Annotated in this window: 21 protein-coding genes; 10 read left to right on the forward strand and 11 right to left on the reverse strand. The window is 30.9% G+C overall.

Annotated features, from left to right (window positions below; translation table 11 throughout):
- Positions 1-109: 109 nt before the first annotated feature.
- The 4 genes from GXM21_RS02760 (at position 110) to GXM21_RS02775 (ending at position 5,098) form a co-directional block, all read left to right on the forward strand.
- Entirely contained in the window at positions 110-1,048 is a 939-nt protein-coding gene (locus GXM21_RS02760) for a DNA-binding transcriptional repressor DeoR (protein WP_008538696.1), read from the forward strand.
- A gap of 61 nt (positions 1,049-1,109) precedes the next feature.
- Complete coding sequence (locus GXM21_RS02765; protein ID WP_008538695.1) at positions 1,110-2,435, forward strand: anaerobic C4-dicarboxylate transporter family protein; 1,326 nt, start codon at positions 1,110-1,112, stop codon at positions 2,433-2,435.
- 320 nt (positions 2,436-2,755) lie between these two features.
- Complete coding sequence (gene fucP, locus GXM21_RS02770; protein ID WP_008538694.1) at positions 2,756-4,072, forward strand: L-fucose:H+ symporter permease; 1,317 nt, start codon at positions 2,756-2,758, stop codon at positions 4,070-4,072.
- A 3-nt stretch (positions 4,073-4,075) separates the two neighbouring features.
- Entirely contained in the window at positions 4,076-5,098 is a 1,023-nt protein-coding gene (locus GXM21_RS02775; protein ID WP_008538693.1) for an aldose 1-epimerase family protein, read from the forward strand.
- An 82-nt stretch (positions 5,099-5,180) separates the two neighbouring features.
- Here GXM21_RS02775 and GXM21_RS02780 read toward each other — a convergent pair whose 3' ends face one another.
- The 4 genes from GXM21_RS02780 to GXM21_RS02795 are packed head-to-tail and all read right to left on the reverse strand — an operon-like array spanning position 5,181 to position 9,881.
- Positions 5,181-6,044 carry a ketose-bisphosphate aldolase gene (locus GXM21_RS02780; protein WP_008538692.1) on the reverse strand — a complete coding sequence of 288 codons (864 nt, stop codon included), beginning with the start codon at positions 6,042-6,044 and terminating at the stop codon, positions 5,181-5,183.
- Positions 6,045-6,075: 31 nt separating this feature from the next.
- Complete coding sequence (locus GXM21_RS02785) at positions 6,076-7,452, reverse strand: PTS fructose transporter subunit IIC (protein WP_008538691.1); 1,377 nt, start codon at positions 7,450-7,452, stop codon at positions 6,076-6,078.
- Between the two features lie 17 nt (positions 7,453-7,469).
- On the reverse strand, positions 7,470-7,916 hold the full coding sequence (locus GXM21_RS02790) for a PTS sugar transporter subunit IIA (protein ID WP_008538690.1): 447 nt from the start codon (positions 7,914-7,916) through the stop codon (positions 7,470-7,472).
- 15 nt (positions 7,917-7,931) lie between these two features.
- On the reverse strand, positions 7,932-9,881 hold the full coding sequence (locus GXM21_RS02795; protein WP_008538689.1) for a BglG family transcription antiterminator: 1,950 nt from the start codon (positions 9,879-9,881) through the stop codon (positions 7,932-7,934).
- A 233-nt stretch (positions 9,882-10,114) separates the two neighbouring features.
- On the opposite strand from GXM21_RS02795, the gene ahpC reads away from it, so the two are divergent.
- Positions 10,115-10,678: an alkyl hydroperoxide reductase subunit C gene (gene ahpC / locus GXM21_RS02800; RefSeq protein ID WP_008538688.1), complete on the forward strand. Its 564-nt coding sequence runs from the start codon at positions 10,115-10,117 to the stop codon at positions 10,676-10,678.
- Positions 10,679-10,733: 55 nt separating this feature from the next.
- On the opposite strand, the gene GXM21_RS02805 is transcribed toward ahpC, so the two are convergent.
- The 5 genes from GXM21_RS02805 to GXM21_RS02825 all read right to left on the reverse strand — a co-directional run bounded on the left by GXM21_RS02805 (position 10,734) and on the right by GXM21_RS02825 (position 15,574).
- Positions 10,734-12,035 carry a pyrimidine-nucleoside phosphorylase gene (locus GXM21_RS02805; protein ID WP_008538687.1) on the reverse strand — a complete coding sequence of 434 codons (1,302 nt, stop codon included), beginning with the start codon at positions 12,033-12,035 and terminating at the stop codon, positions 10,734-10,736.
- Between the two features lie 26 nt (positions 12,036-12,061).
- Positions 12,062-13,252: a phosphopentomutase gene (gene deoB, locus GXM21_RS02810; protein ID WP_008538686.1), complete on the reverse strand. Its 1,191-nt coding sequence runs from the start codon at positions 13,250-13,252 to the stop codon at positions 12,062-12,064.
- 14 nt (positions 13,253-13,266) lie between these two features.
- Positions 13,267-14,448 (reverse strand): NupC/NupG family nucleoside CNT transporter, encoded by a 1,182-nt coding sequence (locus tag GXM21_RS02815; RefSeq protein ID WP_008538685.1) that lies wholly within the window; start codon positions 14,446-14,448, stop codon positions 13,267-13,269.
- A gap of 19 nt (positions 14,449-14,467) precedes the next feature.
- Entirely contained in the window at positions 14,468-15,109 is a 642-nt protein-coding gene (gene deoC / locus GXM21_RS02820; protein WP_008538684.1) for a deoxyribose-phosphate aldolase, read from the reverse strand.
- A gap of 63 nt (positions 15,110-15,172) precedes the next feature.
- Positions 15,173-15,574, reverse strand: coding sequence for a cytidine deaminase (locus GXM21_RS02825; RefSeq protein ID WP_008538683.1), 402 nt, complete (start codon positions 15,572-15,574; stop codon positions 15,173-15,175).
- A 234-nt stretch (positions 15,575-15,808) separates the two neighbouring features.
- Here GXM21_RS02825 and GXM21_RS02830 point away from each other — a divergent pair, with 234 nt between their 5' ends.
- The 5 genes from GXM21_RS02830 (at position 15,809) to GXM21_RS02850 (ending at position 20,959) form a co-directional block, all read left to right on the forward strand.
- Complete coding sequence (locus tag GXM21_RS02830; protein ID WP_008538682.1) at positions 15,809-16,717, forward strand: DUF2156 domain-containing protein; 909 nt, start codon at positions 15,809-15,811, stop codon at positions 16,715-16,717.
- A 79-nt stretch (positions 16,718-16,796) separates the two neighbouring features.
- Positions 16,797-17,210, forward strand: a complete 414-nt coding sequence (locus GXM21_RS02835; RefSeq protein ID WP_008538680.1) for a YwiB family protein — start codon at positions 16,797-16,799, stop codon at positions 17,208-17,210.
- Positions 17,211-17,279: 69 nt separating this feature from the next.
- Complete coding sequence (gene argS, locus GXM21_RS02840; protein ID WP_008538679.1) at positions 17,280-18,935, forward strand: arginine--tRNA ligase; 1,656 nt, start codon at positions 17,280-17,282, stop codon at positions 18,933-18,935.
- 39 nt (positions 18,936-18,974) lie between these two features.
- Positions 18,975-19,322, forward strand: a complete 348-nt coding sequence (rpoE, locus tag GXM21_RS02845) for a DNA-directed RNA polymerase subunit delta (RefSeq protein WP_008538678.1) — start codon at positions 18,975-18,977, stop codon at positions 19,320-19,322.
- 29 nt (positions 19,323-19,351) lie between these two features.
- Entirely contained in the window at positions 19,352-20,959 is a 1,608-nt protein-coding gene (locus tag GXM21_RS02850) for a CTP synthase (protein ID WP_008538677.1), read from the forward strand.
- Positions 20,960-21,194: 235 nt separating this feature from the next.
- Here GXM21_RS02850 and GXM21_RS02855 read toward each other — a convergent pair whose 3' ends face one another.
- Positions 21,195-22,301: an RNA-guided endonuclease InsQ/TnpB family protein gene (locus GXM21_RS02855; protein WP_163604669.1), complete on the reverse strand. Its 1,107-nt coding sequence runs from the start codon at positions 22,299-22,301 to the stop codon at positions 21,195-21,197.
- A gap of 28 nt (positions 22,302-22,329) precedes the next feature.
- Positions 22,330-22,725, reverse strand: coding sequence for an IS200/IS605 family transposase (tnpA, locus tag GXM21_RS02860; protein ID WP_008538674.1), 396 nt, complete (start codon positions 22,723-22,725; stop codon positions 22,330-22,332).
- Between the last annotated feature and the right edge of the window lie 8 nt (positions 22,726-22,733).

A 22,733-nucleotide genomic window follows, 5' to 3' on the forward strand; every position in this document is an offset into this window, starting at 1 on the left:
ATACAAAGCTCACAATCTTTCTGGTTGTGGGCTTTTTCTTTTATTTTTTATATGTTAAGATATAAATGCTAATTTTGCAGTTTAATATAATATAAAGGGGGTGTAATTAATGGAACAAAATAAGGATAGACTTAGCATTGATGTTGCCAAGCTTTATTATAAATCAGATTATAGCCAACAACAGATAGCCAATAAATTAAATTTATCAAGACCTACAGTATCAAGATTGTTGCAATATGCAAAAGAAAAAGGTTTTGTACAGATAAATATAGCTGACCCTATAGAAGATAATAGCTCCTTAGAAGAAGCTTTATGTGAGAAATATAATTTAGATGTGGTAAAGATTGCTTATGCGCCTTTAAATACGACAAATGAGATTAAAAAATCCATAAGCATAAAAGCAGCTGATTATTTACATGAGATAGCCAAAGATGGCGATATTATTGGTGTATGTTGGGGAACTACTATCTATAATATGGCTTTAAATTTAAAACATAAAGCGTTAAAAGGCGTGCAGATTGTACAATTAAAAGGTGGAATAAGTCATTCACAAAGCAATACATATGCTTACGAAGTAGTAGAATTATTCTCAGAAGCGTTTTCTACAGTAGGACGATATTTACCACTTCCAGTAATGTTTGATACGGTACAGATAAAAGAATTAATTGAAAAAGATAAACATATTAAGAAGATTTTAGATTTAGGACGACAGGCTAATATTGCTGTCTTTACAGTAGGTACTGTAAAAAATGATGCTTTATTATTTAGATTGGGTTATATTGATAAAAAAGATAGAGATATTATACAAAATAGAGCAGTAGGCGATATCTGTTCAAGATTTTTTGATGCTCAAGGAAATATTTGTGATAAAGAATTAGATGAACGTACAGTAGGAATAAAATTAGAAGAATTAAAGGCTAAAGAAAAACGTATATTAGTAGCAGGTAGTCAAAGAAAAATAACAGCAATAAAAGCAGCATTAAAAGGTGAATTTGCAAATATTTTAGTTACAGATCAATATACAGCAGAAGAATTATTAAAGGATTAATTGATTAATAATTTGATATATTAAGTATTTTAATATATATCATCTAAAAATAAAAAAGGGGTTGATTTTCATTTTTAGCTTTTGGTTAGAATTAGCAGTTATTGTTATCTGTTTAGCTATCGGTGGACGCTTTAGTGGTATTGGTCTTGGTGTAGCAGGTGGTTTTGGTCTTGCTATTTTGACTTTAGGTTTTGGTCTTCCAGTAGGAGAAATGCCAACAAGCGTAGTATTCATCATTATGACTGTTATTACATGTGTATCTTTATTACAAGGTGCAGGCGGTCTTGATTATATGATATCCATGGCCGAAAAAATTCTCCGCAAAAAACCTAGTGCTATTACTTTTTTAGGCCCATTAGTATCATATATTTTCACAGTTATTTGTGGTACTTCTTATGTAGCATTTTCTGTATATCCAGTTATTGCAGAAATTGCGATTAATGCAAAAGTTCGTCCAGAACGTGCTATGTCTATGTCAGTTATTGCATCTAATATGGCAGTTTGTGCTAGTCCTACAAGTGCAATTGCTGCGGCTATGATTGCGATTACAGCACCAATCGGTGTTACTCCACTTAGTTTACTTGCAGTTACAGTGCCGGCATGTTTAATTGGGGTATTAGTAGGTTGTTTATTCGTGTATAAACGTGGAGCAGAACTTGCTGATGATCCAGAATTTAAACGTCGTGTAGCTACAGGTCAATTCCAAGAAGACTATGTTTTGGAAAGAGATACACAAAATGCTACTACATCAGCAAAAGTATCTGTAGTTATTTTCTTATTAGCTATTGCTATTATTGTGGGAATGACTTCTCATCCTGATTTATTGCCAAATATTGGCCCAGGTGGAAAACCTATTTCTGTACCGACTTTATTACAAATCATGATGCTTGCTACTGGTGCTATTATCATGGTAGTTTGTCGTGTACCTAGAGATAAATTAGACTCTGGTTCTGTATTTAAATCTGGTCTTATTGGAGCAGTAGGTATTTTAGGTATTTCTTGGATGACTGATACATTTTTTGCTACACATTTAAAATTTATCACAGATGTATTTGCTCAAACATTGATACAATATCCTATGCTTTTTGGTGCAATGTTATTTGTTACTTCTATGGTATTATACAGTCCAGCAGCAACAGCTGTAGCTTTAATGCCAATTGGTGTATCTTTAGGATTACCAGCAGAAGTATTAATTGGTCTTATTCCAGCAACTTGTGCAGTATTCATCATACCAGGTGGTGCTCAAATTAGTTGTGTTGCTTTTGACCGTACAGGTACAACTAAAATTGGTCGCTTCGGCTTTAACCATAGTTATTTAATCCCAGGATTAGTATCTATGGCAGCTTCTACAGTATTATCCTTAGCGATAGCATATATTATATTTTAATATTAAGACCTCACATTTTTATTTATGTGGGGTCTTTGTTATAATTTAATGTAGAATAAAAATTTTTAGAAAATATTGACTTACTGAAATGTACATGTTATTATATGAATGTAAATTTTGGTTTGAGTTTTAGTAAAACGTTTTATTGAAATATATATCATATTTTTAGATATATATTTTATTTTATAATTTTTAGTAAAACGTTTTATTAAAAGTGATTAGGCATAATAAAGAATAAAAATGGCTAGGAGGAAGATTTATAATTTATTTTTTAGGTTAAGTTTTTTTAGATTTATGATTAATTTGAAGGAGAGTTAAAAATGACAGAAAGTAGTAAATTAATTCAATATGATGATGGTTATTTGAATAAGACCCCAATATTCCAATTTGTGTTATTATCTTGTTTATTTGCACTTTGGGGTGCGGCAGCTAGTTTAAATGATATTTTGATTACGCAATTTAAATCAGTTTTTACTTTGAGCGATTTTGCTAGTGCTTTAGTACAAAGTGCTTTTTATGGTGGGTATTTCTTAATTTCCATACCAGCATCTGTAGTTATTCGTAAAACTACATATAAATTAGCAATTATGATTGGTTTAATTTTCTATATCGGTGGTTGTAGTTTATTTTTCCCAGCTTCTATGATGGCGACTTACACTATGTTTTTAGTAGCTATTTTCTCCATTGCTATTGGTCTTGGTTTCTTGGAAACAGCTTCTAACACTTATAGTACTATGCTTGGCCCTCGTAAATATGCAACACTTCGCTTAAATATTAGCCAAACATTCCAGCCAATTGGTTCAGCATCTGGTATTTTACTTGGTAAATATTTAGTTTTCCAAGAAGGTGAAAGTTTAGCAAGTCAGATGGCTCAAATGACTCCAGATCAAATTCATTTATTCAGATTACAGATGTTACAACATACTTTAGAGCCTTATAAAATTATGATTTGTATTTTAGTAGCTATTTTTATTCTATTCTTAATCACTAAATATCCAAAATGTAAAGTAAAAGAAGTAGCAAATAATCAGAATACGCCAAAAGTAACTTTAGGCGAAACTTTAAAATATCTTTCTGGTAATGGCTTATTTAAAAAAGGTATTGTAGCTCAATTCTTATATGTAGGTATGCAAGTTGCAGTTTGGTCATTTACTATTCGTTTAGCTTTAGATTTAATGCCTCATATTAATGAACGTATGGCAGCAGATTTCATGGTAATTAGCTTTGTTTGTTTCTTCGTTGGTAAATTTATTGCCAATTTCTTGATGACTAAGTTCTCTGTAAATAAAGTTTTATTAGCTTATTCTATTATTGGTTGTATTTTAATTTTATATGTAGCATTTATTCCAAATTTAACAGCCATCTATGCAGCAGTAGCTATCAGTATTTTACTTGGACCTTGCTGGGCAACTATTTATGCTGAAACATTAAAATCTGTAGAGAAAAAATACACAGAAACAGCAGGTGCAATAATTGTAATGTCTATCATCGGTGGTGCTTTTATGCCAGCAGTACAAGGTTTTGTATCCGACATGGTAGGTTCTATGCAATTTTCCTTTATTGTTAATTTCTTCTGCTTTGCTTATATAGGTTGGTATTTCTATTACAAAATGAAACTTGAAAATAAAGAGGGTTAATTTATGAATACAAAAATATATTTACAGCGTGGTTTCTTTGCTGAAAATGCAAAAACTATCATGGAAAATGATGAATTTAAAGTAAATTTATTTAAATATAGTTCAGGAGTAGAAGCGATAGAAGTAACAAATTCTCGTGGTAAAATCATTGTTCTTCCTTATATGGGACAGATGATTTGGCGAGTTGAATTTGATGGCATTGATTTAACCATGAAGAATATGTTTTCTAGACCAAGAAAAGTGAATAATATGTTAGATACTTATGGTTGTTTTGCTTTTCATTCAGGTCTTTTAGCTAATGGTTGTCCATCAAGTGAAGATACACATCCAATGCATGGTGAATTTTGTTGCGCTGATTTAGATGCTACATGGATTGAATTTAGTGAAGATGAAGTTATTATTGGCGGTGAATATGAATATTGCCAAGGTTTTGGTTTTAAATATTTAGCTAGACCTAGTGTAAGTTTGAAAGCGAATGCTACAAATATAAAAATCAGTATGCAAGTAAAAAATCTTACAAGCGTAGAAATGCCACTACAATATATGTGTCATATAAATCACCATTATGTGGATAAAGGTGAATTCAAAGCTAATATACTAGATGAAGCTTTTAAATTACGTGAAAGTATTCCTAGTCATATAAAACCTACAAAAGAATGGTTTGACTATACTGATGAAATAAAAAAAGCACAAGTTGAAGGGAAAACTTTGACTAAATTAGAAAATCCTGATTTATATAACACAGAAGTAGTATTTTTAGTTGATAGACTTGATAAATATACAGATGAAGCTATAGTAGAGATTAATTCTCCAGAAGGTTATGGTTTTAAAACACAATTTTCAACTAAAGATTTTAAATATGGTACACGTTGGATTATGTATACACCAGAACAGCAAGTATCTTCTTGTATAATTCCAGGAACATGTAGACCAGAAGGATTTTTAGCAGCAAAAAAAGCAGGTAGTCTACTTATGTTACAACCTGATGAAGAAAAAACATTTAGCGTAATTACTGGTTTAAAATAATAGTTTTTTTAGAGATATAAAAAATAGTTATAAAATAAAAACATTCCTTAAATTCATTAAAAATTTAAGGAATGTTTTTTTATTATTTATATAAATTAGCCTTACCAATTGTATTTAAAACATTTAATTTATGATAAATAACTTTTTTAGCTTCATCAATACATTTAGGAAATAAATCGCAAGGTTCATATTGATTAGGATTTTCATTTAGAAGTTCATGACATTTTTTAAAGAAAACACTTTTTACATCACTGGAAATATTTACTTTACTAACACCTAAGCTTACAGAAGCAGTAACTTCTTCATCTGGATTGCCAGAACCACCATGTAGTACAAGAGGAATATTAACTTCTTTATTTAAAATTTTAAGTAATTCTAAATTAAGTTTAGGTGTAAAATTTTTAGGATATAATCCATGTGCAGTTCCAATAGCAACAGCTAAGCAGTCAATACCAGTGCGTTTTACAAAATCTTTAGCTTGTTCAGGATCTGTATATAAAACATTATCAACGCCTTCTGTTTCATAATTCATAGCACCTATAGTACCAATTTCAGCTTCTACTGATACATTTACTTTATGGGCTAATTCTACAACTTGTTTAGTAAGTGCTACATTTTCTTCATATGGTAAATTAGATGCATCAATCATTACAGATGTATATCCATTTTTTATAGAACGCATAACGTCATAAATATTAGAACCATGATCCATATGAATAACAACAGGAACTTTAGATTTATGTGCATATTCTTTTACTGTTAAAACAAATGGATCAGTTAAATATTCTATTTCTAATGGATGGATTTCTAAGATTACAGGTGAATTAGTTTCTTCAGCTACTTCCATAACAGCACGGAGTATTTCTAGACTTCCTATATTAAAAGCTGGAACAGCAAATTTGTTTTCTTTAGCAATAGTTAATAATTCTTTCATGTTATAAAGCATAATATAATCTCCTTTTATTTATTGAATAATTTTAATCTTCGTAATTATTTTTACGTTTTAATAAGGCTACAGATAAACATGTAACAATAGAACCAGCAACAAGTGCTAATACATACATAGGTAAATTAGTTATAACATTAGGTATTGGTAAAATCCAAATTCCACCATGAGGGGCAAGTGATGCGCAACCAGCTCCTAAAGATATTGCGCCAGCAACAGCAGAACCTAACATTAAGGCTGGTATTACACGAATTGGGTCAGCTACAGCAAAAGGAATTGCTCCTTCTGTAATATAAGATAATCCTAAAACCCAACAAGATTTTCCAGCTTCACGTTCTTCTTTAGTGAATCTTTTCTTAAATAATACAGTAGCTAATGCTAATCCAAGAGGAGGTGTCATACCAGCAACCATACAAGCAGCGATAGGTGCATAAACTCCAGTGGACATAAGAGCAATAGAGAACGTGGAGATTGCTTTATTAATAGGACCACCCATATCAGAAGCCATCATAGCACCAATAATTAAACCAAAAATAACGCCATTAGAAGAATCCATAGAATTTAAATAATTAGTTAATCCATCTAATAAAAATTTAACTGGTTCTCCTACGATGAAAATCATAAACATACCAGTGATGAATACAGAAATAAGAGGAACTAAAATAAGACCTTTTAAGGTTTGAATTGCTTTTGGTAAGTGAATTTTTTCCATAAGAGTTTTAGTCAAATAGCCTGCAAAAATAGCACCAATAAGACCACCTAAAAAGCCAGCTCCAATACTTTTGGCAATTACACCAGCAACCATACCAGAGCACATACCCTGTTTTCCTGCAATAGAATATGCAATCCCAGCAGCTAACATAGGAACCATCATTCCAAAAGCGGCACCACCACCAATATCACTTAAAGCTTTTGCAATTACATTGAAACTAGGATCATTAGGATCACTAGCCTTAATACCAAACATAAAACTAAAGGCTATTAAAATACCACCAGAAATAACAAATGGTAACATAAAATTTACACCGGACATTAAATGTTTATAAATTCCAGTTTGTTGAGCTTTTTTCTTAGCTTTATCTTCTTTAGCTAATTCAAATATACTAATATTTTTACCATCAATAGCATCTTGAATTACTTTTTGCGGATTTTTTACAGCTCTTTCAATAGGAATTTCGGTAACACGTTTACCTTCAAATCTACTTAAATCTACAGTTTTTTGACAAGCAATAATAACAATATCAGCTGATTGTATGTCATTATCAGATAGAATATTTTCTACTTCAACACCTTGCGTTTCAATTTTAATTTCATGACCCATTTCTTGAGCGGCTTTTGTTAAAGCTTCGGCAGCCATATAAGTATGGGCTATACCAGTAGGACAAGCGGTAATACCAACTATTTTCATAAAAAACACTCCTTTTATTAAATTGTTTCCATTATTTTAAAAATGTCATTTACAGTTTTAGCAGATAAGAGATTTTCTCTGAATTTGGTATCAATAATTTTTCTAGATAATCTTTTTAAAATTTCTAAATGAAGATTATCGCTTTCTGTAGGAACTGCTAATAAAAACATAAGTTTTACAGGAGCTTCGCCATCTTCATAATTAAGACCAGGAGAAAAAGTACCAATAGCTATTGAGGCTTTATTCACAGATTTATCTTTAGCATGTGGAATAGCAATTCCAAAACCAATATTTGTACTAAATTCTTGTTCACGTTTAATGAGAGCATTAATATATTCTTTTTGATCATTTATACAGTTATTTATTAGTAATTTACTAGATAATTCTTTGAAAGCGTCTAATTTACTAGAAACTGAAAGATTCAAAAGTATGTTGTCTTTAATTAATAAATCGGAAATGTTCATTTTTATGACCTCTTTCTATAAAAATAATTGTTCTATTTCACTTATATCATCTGATTTTTTTATAGCAGATATAAGTTCTTCATTTTTTATAATTTCATATAATTTTGAGAAAAAATATTTATTAATTTGTACTTTATTAAAGTTTACAGCTAAAATAAAAATTAAATCTACACGAAATTCATCATCCCATAAAATAGGTGTTTTTAGATTTACTATGACTAAACTTGGTTTTAAAACTAAATCTTTAGAACCATGAGGAACAGCTACATATCGTCCCATAGCAGTGGATACTCTTTCTTCACGTGCTATAAGACTTTTATCATATCCTTTCATAACATAGCCATTTCCAAATAAATATTTTCCATATTTATTTAAAACACTATCTCTGTCAGGAAGATCATCATGAAAATAAAAGATTTTTCCTTGAATAGAAGGTGCATCTTCATTAAAATCTAATAAATGTTTACTTAATATCCAATTTTGGATATAATGAATTTCTTCTTTTTGTAAAAATTCATTTATTTTTAAAATTTTACTATCATTATTTTTTATTAAATTAGTAGAGTCTAAAATTAGATCAAAATTTGCTAATTTTAAGTTTGAGAATTCACTACTAGTACATTTTTCTATGATTTTTATTTCAGGTAAATATCTAGTAATAGTACTTTCTAAATAATTTGTAATAGTGATACCATTATCACAAACTAAACAAACTTTTATATATCCGCCTTTTTGACAGCGATTAATTGCTGCGACAACATGTAAGCAAATGTAACCAATTTCATTAGCATCAAGAAAAATTTTCTCAGATACTTCTAATTCTTCAATAGATGTTAAGACAGCTAAATAAATATCAGTATATTCATATCTTATTTTATTTAATAAAGGATTTTCAGCAGTTGTACCATATTTACTACGTCTAACAGCTGGAACAAGGTGAAGTATTAAATTATTTATAAAGGTTTTATCTTGTAATAAATTAATTTTTAAACAGTCAGATATACGTTTTACAAATCTATTTATTGTTAGTTCTGTTATGAATTCATCCTTAGATGAGTTTATAGTATCTTCTTTTTGTTTTCTTGCAGATAGTATATTTTGTGTTAAAGCTAATAACTCATCATTAGGAATTTTAAATTTTATAATATCTTCAATATGGTTTTTTATAATTTGAGCTGCTAAAAACTCTGGAATATTTTCGATATTATTTAATTTATAAGAAATAAACTTACCTAGACGTACACGTTTTATCAATATTAGTATTTGTACAGTTAATTTATAGAAATCATTATCTGTGAATTTATTATTTAATACTATTTCAGCTAACGAAATAATTTGAATAACTTTATCTGTTTCTTGTTTATCAAAAATAAGAATTAATTTACGATAATGTTCATCAGATAAACGATCAATAGTATTAATTTTTAAAGTTTTAATAGGATAATTGCTTTTTATAATGAAATCTTTGTAGGCAAGACGAATATTTTTTTCTTCACCTAAGATTTGGCAACCCCAGTTACTTTTTTTTGATAATTGCAAATCATAATTTTTTAACCATAAATTGATTTTGTTTAATATAGATGAAATAGCAACAGAATTACTATATAGTTTTTCTGCTAAACTTTGTATAGTTATACTAGAAGAGGTACTGAATAAAGAATGTAATATAAAAGTAGTTGAATCAAGATTTAAAATAGGTGTATATAAATTTTTTTCTTGTTCATAAATAGATAATTTCTGTTTTAATTTATTTAATGCTTGTTCATTTCCTAATATGCGAACACCTTGTTTTTGTCTTTTTTCTAAAGTGCAAGGATATATATATTCTAAAAAACTATGTTTTTCTAAATAATTATAAATAGTTTTTGTAGAAACATTAGTTTTATCAGCAATATTTGATACAGAAATATAAGTTTTATTAGATAATAATATTTTGATTATTTGAATAATCAAATCGTAAGTCATATAATCACCTCCTTAGTATTTTGTATGTGTATATTATAATAATTTATTAATTATATATACAATAAGATAAAGATAAAATAATATTCTATATATTTGATAAATACAGAACAATTTTTTAGAAATATAGATAATGATAATTATTATTGACTAATGGGAAATAAAATGATATTATATTAATATAAAATAATAATTATTATCAATTAGAAAATGTTATTTAAATGGAGGATAGTTAGATGTCATTAATTAATAAAGAAATCGTTGATTTTAAGGTTCAGGCTTTTGTTGATGGTGAGTTTCGTGAAATAACAAAGGCTGATGTTTTAGGAAAATGGTCAGTATTTTTCTTTTATCCTGCTGATTTTACTTTTGTTTGTCCGACTGAACTTGAAGATTTAGCTGATAAATATGCTGATTTTAAAAATATAGATTGTGAAATTTACAGTGTATCTTGCGACACTCATTTTGTGCATAAAGCATGGCATGATGCATCTGATACTATCAAAAAAATTAAATATCCAATGCTTGCTGACCCAACAGGATTATTAGCACGAGCTTTTGATGTGATGATTGAAGATGATGGTATTGCAGAAAGAGGTAGTTTTATCGTAAATCCAGAAGGTAAAATTGTAGCTTATGAAGTAATCATGGGAAGTGTTGGCAGAAACGCTGATGAATTGCTTCGCCGTGTAGAAGCTGCTCAATTCGTAGCTAAACATGGTGGCGAAGTTTGTCCTGCAAGATGGAAACCAGGTGCTAAAACATTAAAACCTAGTATTGAATTAGTTGGAAATATTTAATAAAAAAGACTGCTATTGGGATATATGCCCATAGCAGTCTTTTTTTAGGGGTTATTTATTCAGTGATAACTGTATGAATTAATGTTGGAGTTGTAGCAGTATCTGCGATAAAGATATTGTCGTATAATTTTTGTTTTACGTCTTCAACATTTTCACGATTGCTGTAGATAGTGAGAATAGATTCGCCTTCTTCTACTTTATCGCCAACTTTTTTATGAAGTACAAGACCAACTGCTAAATCGATTACATCTTCTTTTGTAGCACGTCCTGCACCTAAAATCATGGAAGCAACACCGATTTCATCAGCTACCATTCTGGAAATATAGCCAGATTGTTTTGCTGGTAATTCAATTTTATATTTTGCCTGTGGTAATTTTGTTAAATCATCAACGATAGAAGCATCTCCACCTTGGTTTGCTAAGAATTCTTTGAATTTAGCTAAAGCTTTTCCACTGTGAATTGCATCTAAAAGCATTTCTTTTGCTTCTTCGCTAGTTTTTGCTTTACCTGCAAGGATTACCATTTGGCTACCTAAAGTTAAAACAAGTTCAGTTAAATCTTTTGGACCTTTGCCTTGAAGTGTTTCGATAGCTTCTTTTACTTCTAAAGCATTACCAATAGCAAAGCCTAAAGGCTGAGACATGTCAGAGATGATAGCGATTGTTTTTCTGCCTACATGATTACCGATGCGTACCATAGCGTGAGCGAGTTTTTCTGCATCTTCTTGAGTTTTCATGAAAGCGCCATCGCCAGTTTTTACGTCTAAAACGATTGCGTCAGCACCAGCTGCGATTTTTTTACTCATGATAGAGCTTGCGATAAGAGGAATAGAATTTACTGTACCAGTTACATCGCGGAGTGCATATAATTTTTTATCTGCTGGAGTTAAGTTACCGCTTTGTCCAATAACTGCAACTTTATCTCTATTTACTAAATCAATGAATTGTTCACGAGTGAGTTCTACATGGAAGCCTGCGATAGATTCTAATTTATCGATTGTACCACCAGTATGACCTAATCCACGTCCGGACATTTTAGCTACAGGAACACCAAGGGAAGCAACAAGTGGAGCTAATACGAGTGTAGTAGTATCACCTACACCACCAGTGGAATGTTTGTCTACTTTTACTCCATCAATAGCAGAAAGGTCGATAGTATCTCCAGATTCTACCATTGCACGAGTTAAATCAGCGCGTTCACGGTCATTCATATCTTGGAAATAAATAGCCATAGCTAAAGCACTTGCTTGATAATCAGGAATTTCACCTTTTGTATATCCTTCAATGAAGAAATTAATTTCAGCAGTTGTTAATTCTTGTCCATCACGTTTTTTTTCAATAATATCTACCATACGCATAAATAAGCACCGTTCCTTTTCTCAAATTATTGTAAGTCGTTTAAAAATGATTGCCCATGTTGTGGCATTTCAATAGAGAAGTTATCCGCAATAGTAGCACCTAAGTCAGCAAATGTTTTTCTGATAGGAAGGCTACCATAATTTTTTAATTGTTTACTATAGATTAATAATGGCACATATTCGCGAGTGTGGTCAGTGCCTTTATATGTTGGGTCATTGCCATGGTCAGCAGTGATTAAGAGTAAATCTTCATCATGCATTTTTGCAAAAACTTCGTTTAATCTAGCATCAAATTCTTCAAGAGCATCACCATAACCAATAGGGTCGCGACGATGACCGAATTTAGCATCGAAATCTACAAGATTTGTGAAGCTGAGACCTGTGAAGTCTTCATCTAAAATATTTATAAATTTATCCATACCGTCCATATTAGAAACTGTGCGGATTGCTTTTGTAACACCTTCACCATCAAAGATATCACTTATTTTGCCGATAGCTATAGAAGCTAAGTTTGCTTCTTGAAGGCTATTCATTACAGTTTTGCCAAAAGGTTTTAAGGCATAATCATGTCTATTAGATGTACGAGTGAAATCTTCTTTGCAAGTACCAACATAAGGACGAGCAATAATTCTGCCTAATTGGTATTTGCCTTCGCGAGTGATATCTCTACAGAATTGACAAATGCGATAAAGTTCTTCAAGCGGTATGATTTCTTCATGAGCTGCAATTTGAAGTACAGAGTCAGCTGAAGTATAAACGATTAAATCACCAGTTTTTAATTGATGTTCTCCGTATTGTTTGATGATTTCTGTACCGCTTGCAGGGCAGTTACCAACGATTTTTCTACCGGAGAATTTTTCAATTTGAGCGATTAAATCATCAGGAAAACCATCAGGGAAGACTTGGAAAGGTTTATCAATATAAAGTCCCATCATTTCCCAATGACCTGTCATTGTATCTTTACCGCAAGAAGCTTCTTGCATTTTTGTATAATATCCAAGAGATGGATGAACAGTATTTACGCCTTTGAGTTTATATATATTAGAAAGACCTAATCTTTCAAGATTTGGTACGTTTAAACCATTTTTAGCTGTGGAAATATGCAAAAGTGTATTTGCACCAATATCGTCAAATTTATCAGCATCAGGAGTTTCGCCAATGCCAACGGAGTCCATAACTATAACATGAATGCGTTTAAATTTTTTAATGTTGTTCATAGTATCACCTAACCTTAAATTATTAAGCCTACAATTGTAGCATTTAAAATGCTAACTAATGTTGCACCATATAACAATCTAAGTCCGAAACAAGCTACTACATTACCTTTTTCTTCATTGAGGGCTTTAACTGCACCTGCAATAATACCAATAGAGGAGAAATTAGCAAAGGATACTAAGAAGATGGATACAATAGCTACGCTTTTTGCAGAGAGAATAACTGTACCACTGGAAAGTTGCATCATAGCTACAAATTCATTAGCAACTATTTTAGTAGCCATCAAGCTAGCAGCATCTACACATTCTGCCATTGGAATTCCCATGAAGAAGGCAAATGGTGAGAATAAATAACCTAGGATTTCTTGGAAAGAAATACCAATAATTCCTAAAAATACATTGTTGATTAATGTGATAATGCCAACGAAACCGATTAGCATAGCACATACAATAACGCCGACTTTAAAACCGTCTAAGATATATTCACCGAGCATTTCAAAGAAAGATTGTCTTTTAGTTTCTGCTACTACTAGAATATCATCTTCAGGTTTAACTTCATAGGGATTTATAATGGAAGCGATTATAAATCCACCAAAGAGATTTAAAACGAGAGCTGTAACTACATATTTTGGTTCAATCATTACCATATATGCTCCAACGATGGACATAGAAACTGTGGACATTGCAGAAGCACATAAAGTATATAAACGATTAGGTGGCAAAGGTCCGAGTAATTTTTTTACGGAAATAAATACTTCTGATTGACCTAAAATAGCGGAAGCCACTGCATTATAGGATTCAAGTTTGCCCATGCCATTTACTTTGCTTAAAGCAAGACCGATATATTTGATGATAAATGGCAATATATGCCAATGTTGTAAGATACCGATTAAAGTAGAGATAAATGTAATAGGCATTAAAACACTCATAAAGAAGATAGGATCATCAGGATTAGCCAATCTACCAAAAACGAAATTTATACCTTCTCTAGCACAATTTAAAAGTGCTGTAAATCCGTTAGCAATTGTACTGATTAAAACATTACCAGCAGATGTATTCAAAAGTAAAAATCCTAAAACAAATTGGAGAACAAGCATGGTGATAATTGGTCTATATTTTATTTTTTTGCGGTCATTGCTGACAATAAATGCCATACCAAAAACTAAGGCAAGTCCAGCTACACCAATAATATATTGCATGATGATATCCTCCGTGTTTTTATTTTAGAAGTTTAACGCCAGCACTAGCACCGATACGAGTAGCACCAGCTTCTACCATGGCAAGAGCTTCTTCATGAGTATGAACACCACCAGAAGCTTTTACACCCATTTCAGCTCCTACTGTTTTACGCATGAGAGCGATGTCATGAACAGTTGCACCACCAGTGGAAAAACCAGTAGAAGTTTTTACAAAATCAGCACCTGCTTTTTGGGAAAGTTCGCAAGCTTTGATTTTTTCTTCATCAGTTAATAAGCAAGTTTCGATGATTACTTTTACGATAGCTTTATCTTTAGCAGCTTCTACGATTTGATGAATTTCATTTTCTACATAATCATACTCTTTATCTTTGAGCATTGCGATATTGATTACCATATCAATTTCTTGAGCGCCTTTTTCAATAGCATCTTTAGTTTCAAAAACTTTTACTTCTGTAGTATTAGCACCAAGAGGGAAGCCGATTACAGTACATACTTTAACATCTGTATTTTTTAATTCTTGATGAGCAAGTGCAACCCAGCAAGGATTTACGCAAACGGAAGCAAAATCATAAGTTTTAGCTTCAGCGATTAATTTTAAAATGCTTTCTTTATTTGTGTTAGGTTTTAAAGCTGTGTGGTCGATTAATTTATTGATGTTCATTATAAATACTCCTTTAGATGTTTATTTCATATATTTATTATTTATATTAATGAAGGATAATTTTTATTTTTTTAAATCTTCTTTAGTGAAAGCACCAGGTAAGATTTCGTCCATAGTTTTTACAATATATTCTGTAGGACTTTTGCCTAAGATGATTTTTATATCTTTAGTGGCAAATTCTACAATTACTTGACGGCAGATACCGCATGGATAAGTGTAATCATTTTCTACACCAACAATGGCGATAGCTTTAATTTTTTGATGACCTTCAGAAATGGCTTTGAAGATAGCTGTTCTTTCAGCACAATTAGTAGCTCCATAAGAAGCGTTTTCTATATTGCAACCAGTATAGATTGTATCGTCTTCAGTGAGTACAGCAGCGCCTACTTTAAAATTAGAATATGGAGTGTAAGCATTAGCACGGCCTTCATAAGCTTTTTTTACTAATAAATCACAATTTATCATGATGAAATCCTCCTATTAATCTATTTAATATTAAAATTTAAAATTAAAAGAAAATTCAAGTTTCATTTCTTAAGTTCATTATAATTCATAAATGAACAAATGTAAATAGCAAAATGAAAATAATTTCAAAAATATTTTATTAGCTTAAAAAGATAATTTATAAAGTAAAAATAAGAATTCTTGATTTAAATAATTAAAATTTGCTATAATGTATCTTTAGATTAAAAAAAGAAGGTGATTACAATTATTTTTAATGAATTGACTATAAATGATAAAGATAGATTAGATAGCTTTTTTAAATTAAACTATCATGAAAATTCTCATTTGAATTTTACAAATTTATTTATGTGGCGCAAAGCTTATAACATTATGTGGTGTATTGAAGATGATATTTTATATTTCAAAGCTAAATTCCATGATAGTGAATTTGCACTTCAGCCACTTTGTAAAAAAGATAGATTATTTGAAGCTATTGATAAATTAAAAGCATATTTTAATGATAAGAATATAGAATTCACACTTTCTGGCTTAGAAGAAAATATCGTTGAAGAATTAAAAAATTATCCTAATGGAGAATTTGAGTTTTCAACTAATCGCGATGATGATGATTATGTCTATAATGCTATAGATTTAATAAATTTATCAGGAAGAAAATTCCATTCTAAGAAAAATCATTTGAATAGTTTCCGAAAAAATTATCTAGAAGCTAAATATTTGCCAATTAATAATGATATAATAACATTATGTAAGATAACGATTAATGGCTGGTATAAAAAACGTTTAGCACTTACTCCTGATGACCCATTTATCGGAGCTGAACGAGATGCTATCATTGAAGTGCTTAATAATTTTGAGCAGTTAAAATTAAAAGGTGGAGCATTATTTTTGGTTAATAAAGTAATGGCATTTACTTTTGGTGAGCAGTTAAATGAAGATACAGCTGTTATTCACGTAGAAAAAGCTGATCCAGATGTCAATGGTGCTTATACTGCAATAAATCAGGCTTTTGTGGCTAATACTTGGCAAGATATGACTTATATCAATCGTGAAGAGGATATGGGTATTGAAGGTTTAAGAAAAGCAAAAGAGTCTTATCGCCCTGTGAAGATGATTAAAAAATTTACAGCTATTTTTAAAGGATAATTCTCTAAATACAGTTGGCAAGGTATAAAGATTAAGTTATAATAAAACTTAATGTGTTTATAGGGAGATTATCTATTTAATGAACAAAGTTATTGTTAAAATTAACAGTAAACAAAAAAATGATAAACAAAATACAATAAAAATGAAGGCATTGGCTAATGCTTATACAAAAAATGGTATTTTGTATGTCATTTATAAAGAAAAAGATTTAAATGAAGAAAAAGAAACTTCAACGATGTTAAAAATACAGGAAAATAGCCTGACGCTTACGCGAACTGGTGGCGTACAACAACAGCAAGTTTTTGTCGAAGGAAAAGAAAGTGTAAGCGATTATATAACACCTTATGGTAATTTAAAAATGAAGGTAAAGACACATCGTTTGGAAATAATTACAGGCATGAAATCTACTATAAAAATAGATTATGCTTTATATATAAATAATAGTTGGCAAAGTGATAATGAACTTATGATTAGATTAGAGCCAGCAAATTGAGTTTACTAATGATATATTGCTAATATACAATTAATATAGAGATAAATATAAAACTTAGGAGGATTTTGATTGGATACTAAAGATTTGCTTATACAAGCCATCAAAGATGCAGTTGCAAAAGCTATAGCTGAGCAGGCACTTCCTGAAGGACAGTTACCTACTGTTATTTTAGAAGTACCACCAAAGAAAGAATTAGGTGATTTCGCATCTAATATTGCTATGCAATCAGCTAGAGTTTTTCATGTAGCACCAAGAAAAATTGCTGAAGAAATTGTAAGCCGTTTAGATGCTACTTTTTTGGAAAAAACAGAAATTGCAGGACCTGGATTTATTAATTTTTACTTAAAATCTGATGTTATTTATGATGCTTTAGCTAATTTATTAAAAGCTGGCAGTGAATATGGTAATTTACCAAAACAAGAAACACCAAGAATTCAAGTAGAATATGTAAGTGCTAACCCTACTGGTCCACTTCATGTAGGTCATGGTCGTGGAGCTGCTTTTGGTAGTGCTTTAGTAAATCTTATGCGTGCAGCAGGATATAATGTTTCTAGTGAATATTATATAAATGATGCTGGTAAACAGATTGATAACTTGGCATTATCTGTAAATGCTCGTTATCTTGAATTATTGGGTAAAGAAGTAGAGTTCCCAGAAAATGGTTACCATGGTCAAGACATCATTGAAACAGCAAAACGCATTATCGCTAAAGATGGTGATAAATATTTAAATATGTCTGATGAAGAAAGATTATCCATCTTTAAAGAATTAGCATTAAAAGAAAAATTAGCAGCATTAAAAGAAGATTTAGCTGCATTTAATGTTCATTTTGATGTATGGTTCAGTGAAAGAACACTTCATCCAGATGCTGTTAATGCTGTTTGTGATAAACTTTTAGCTAATGGCAACATGTATAAACAAGATGGTGCTTTATGGCTAAAATCCACTGCTTATGGTGATGATAAAGACCGCGTAGTTATTCGTGATAATGGTGTGCCTACTTATTTAGCAGCAGATATTGCATACCATGATAATAAATTTGAACGTAAATTTGATAAACTCATCAATATTTGGGGTGCTGACCACCATGGTTATGTTTGCCGTGTAAAAGCAGCAATGGCAGCACTTGGTTATAATGCTGATGATTTAGAAGTTTTATTATTACAAATGGTAAGCCTCTATCGTGATGGTGAACTTGTAAAAATGTCTAAACGTACAGGTCAAAGCGTAACTTTATCTGAATTAATCGAAGAAGTAGGTGCTGATGCAGCTCGTTTCTTCTTTATCATGCGTTCTTTAGACAGTCAGCTTGATTTTGATTTAAACTTAGCAAAATCTCAATCTAATGAAAATCCTGTATACTATGTTCAATATGCTTATGCTCGTATTTGTAGTATTTTCCGTCAAATGAAAGAAGCTGGTATTGAAACAACTGAAAATCCACAGCTTTCTTTATTGACAGATGAAGCAGAAATTGCTTTAATTAAAAAGTTATTATCTTATCCAGATGAAATTGCAACAGCAGCTAAAAATAAAGCACCACATCGTATTGCAACATATGTACATGATTTAGCATCTATGTTCCATAGTTTCTATAATAAATGCCGTATTTTAGGTGTAGATGCAAAATTAGCAGGAGCAAGACTTGCTCTTTGTTTAGCCGTAAAATATGTATTAGCTCATGCACTTGCAATTTTAGGTGTTAATGCACCAGAAAAAATGTAATAATTTTTAATGTAAATGATAATTGGGAGGAAATACTTGATGGATTTTCTGCATAGTTCAGAAACAGATGTAGCATACTATATCTTAAATTTAGCTAATAAACCTATCTTTTTTAAAGACCTTATTTTAGAAGTAATAGAGAAAAAATGTAAACCAGTGCAGTCCTTATCTGCTTCTATATCTGAAGTATATACACTTATTAATATGGACGCTCGTTTTCAACATACAGGTAATGGTATGTGGGGTCTTGTAGAATGGAATCCACCAGAAACAAAACGTAGTAGTGTTTCTAGTAGTTCTTCTAGCACTAGCAAAATGAAAGCAATGTCCAACAGACGTCGTACTTCTTTATTAGAAGGCATTCAAGACGATACAGATAAAGCATAATTTAGATATATAGAGGAGGAGTTTTTTTAATGGCAAAGTATATATTTGTTACTGGCGGTGTAGTTTCTTCTTTAGGTAAAGGTATCACAGCAGCTTCTTTAGGTCGTTTATTAAAAAGCCGTGGTATTAAAGTAACAATTCAAAAATTTGACCCATATATTAACATTGACCCAGGTACTATGAGTCCTTATCAGCATGGTGAAGTTTTCGTAACAGAAGATGGTGCAGAAACTGACCTTGACCTTGGACATTATGAACGTTTTATTGATATCAATCTTACAAAAAATTCTAACGTAACTACTGGTAAAATTTACTGGTCTGTATTAAATAAAGAACGTCGTGGTGATTACCTCGGTAAAACTGTTCAGGTAATTCCACATATCACAAATGAAATTAAACAACGTGTATATGACGTTGCTGCTCATGATGATGCAGATGTAGTTATCACTGAAATCGGTGGTACAGTAGGGGATATCGAAAGTCTTCCATTCCTCGAAGCTATTCGTCAGGTTAAAAAAGAAGTAAGTAAACACGATGTATTATACATTCATGTAACTTTAATTCCATTTATCTCTGCTGCTGGCGAATTAAAAACAAAACCAACTCAGCATAGCGTAAAAGAACTTCGTAGCATTGGTATTCAGCCAGATATTCTTGTTTGCCGTACAGAACAAGAACTTTCTAAAGATATGAAAGAAAAATTAGCTCTTTTCTGTGACGTAGATGCAGATGCAGTTATTCAGAATATGACAGCTTCTACAATTTATGAAGTACCTTTAATGATGCAAAAAGAAGGTCTTGATAAAATTGTTCTTGAAAAATTAGAAATGGATTATCGCCCAGCTCATATGGAAGAATGGGAACGTATGGTTCATCGCATTAAAAATCCTGCAAATAAAGTAAAAATTGCTGTTGTAGGTAAATATGTAGAATTACCAGACGCATATATTTCTGTTACAGAAGCATTACATCATGCAGGCATCTACAATTCTACAGATGTAAAAATCAAATGGGTTAACGCTGAAGAAATTGAAAAAGAAGGCACTGATTTAAGCGACGTATTTGCAGGTTGCAAAGGTATCTTAGTACCAGGTGGTTTCGGCGATCGTGGTGTTGAAGGTAAAATTTCCGCAATTAAATACGCTCGTGAAAATAAAATCCCATTCTTAGGTTTATGCCTTGGTATGCAATGTTCTGTTATTGAATTTGCTCGCCATGTATGTGGTATGGAAGATGCTCATAGCTCTGAATTCAATCCAGAAACAAATCATCCAGTAATCGCTTTAATGTCTTCTCAGATCAATGTTGAAGACAAAGGTGGTACAATGAGACTTGGTTCTTATCCATGTAAAGTAACACCAGGTACAAAAACTTATGAAGCTTATGGCAGTGAATTAATTCATGAACGTCATCGTCATCGTTTTGAATTCAACAATGAATTTAAACAAGAACTCACTGATGCTGGTCTTGTAATTGCTGGTGTTTGCCCAGATAATGGACTTGTAGAAATCGTAGAAGTAAAAGATCATCCTTGGTTTGTAGCTTCTCAGTTCCATCCAGAATTAAAATCTCGTCCAAATAATCCACAACCATTATTCCGTGACTTTGTAAAAGCAGCTTTAGCTGTAGGTAAATAATAAATATGCTATTAAATAGAGTAGAGATAAATTCTCTACTCTATTTTTTTATAAGTTTTTTTCTTATAGTGCTATCAGAAAAATTCCTACAAAAAAATTAGAATTTTGCCGATATAACAAATAAACAGAATATGCGATAATTATTTACGGAATAATTATTGACATACTCCTCATGCCTAAATGCAGGGGATTCTTGGATACAAACGATACTTGCCTACTAAAATAGCAGGTCTTACTATATCTCTCCAAAGAAGGTTGATGCCCCAACCTTCCATATATTTATAGCAGCATTTCTATCTCTATCGTGAGTGGTTTTGCACTTTGCGCAAATCCACTCACGAACTGCCAAATTTTTAGTTTCAGGATTTTTTGTACCACAAACATGGCAAATTTGCGAACTTGGATAGTATCTATCTACCTTTTGCACTATTGAGCCAATTTCTCTCGCTTTATATTCAAGAATTTTTATAAATTCACTAAATCCATAGTCAGATATTTTTCTACCCCAACGTTTTTGCATTCCTTTTATATTCAAATCTTCTATGCAGATTAAAGCATATTCACTACAAATTTTATTTGCTAATTTAAAATGAAAATCTTTACGTTGATTAGATATTTTCTTATGCAATCTGGCAAGAGCTATTTTTGCTAATCTACGATGATTTGAACCTTTCTTTTTTCTAGATAATATTCTATTAGCCTTTTTTATATCATTAACATTTTGCTTAAAAAATAAAGGTGCTTTTATATCTTCATTATCCGATGCTGTTAAAAACTGTTTTAGTCCAAAGTCATAGCCGACGCTTTTACCTGTTCTTGCTAAAACTTTATTCTCGTTAGTTTCACAAACAAAATAAAGATATATATCACCTAAAGTATCACGTTTAATTGTTATTGTTTTAACTATTCCTTCAATATCTCTACTTTTAAAATATTTGTATTTTTGTTTATTAATTTCTATAATATTACCCTTTAAAAGCTTCCAACCAGCTTGTTTGAGCGTGAATGATTTATATTTTCGTATCTTTTTAAAAGATGGTGGTGCTGTACGAATTTTATGTTTTAAATTTCTAAAAAACAATTTACAAGCACGGTCTATTCTTTGAGTTATGTCTTGAATAGCTTGCGAACCTACTTCTTTAAAATAGCTAAATTTACCTATTTTCTTAAGTTTAGTTAAATGTTTTTGAAGCTTATAGATATTAAGAGATTTTTTAAATAAACGATAATATCTTTTATGCAAAGCAATACAGTGATTGTAGATAATTCCAGCTATATTAATAACTTTATGAAGTTTTTTATTCCTTTTTGCCTTATACAATTTAAAACAATATGTCTTCACTACAATCACCTGCCTTTTTATCATTTATTTATTCTGAACGCTTTTGACTTTCTATATACTGTTTAATAATTGACATTGGTGCTCCACCAACTGTAGATACAAAATATGAATTTGTCCACAATGTTGGTAGCCTTGATTTTAACCATGAAAATTCTTCTCGAAGTATCCTTGAAGATATTCCTTTTATTCGTTTAACAACTTTATGTATACCAAATTGTGGATCAACTTCTAAAAACAAATGAACATGGTCTGGCTTTACTTCCATCTCGATTAAATCGACGTGAAGCTCCTGACAAATATTATTAATCAACTCCTTTAATCGTTCATCAACACCATTGTTCAAGACTTTTCTACGATATTTAGGACAAAATACTACATGATATTTACAAGAATATACTATATTATTATTTGATTTATATTTCATAAAAGTAT

Origin of the sequence: Megamonas funiformis (assembly GCF_010669225.1) — a bacterium.
Lineage (GTDB): Bacteria > Bacillota > Negativicutes > Selenomonadales > Selenomonadaceae > Megamonas > Megamonas funiformis.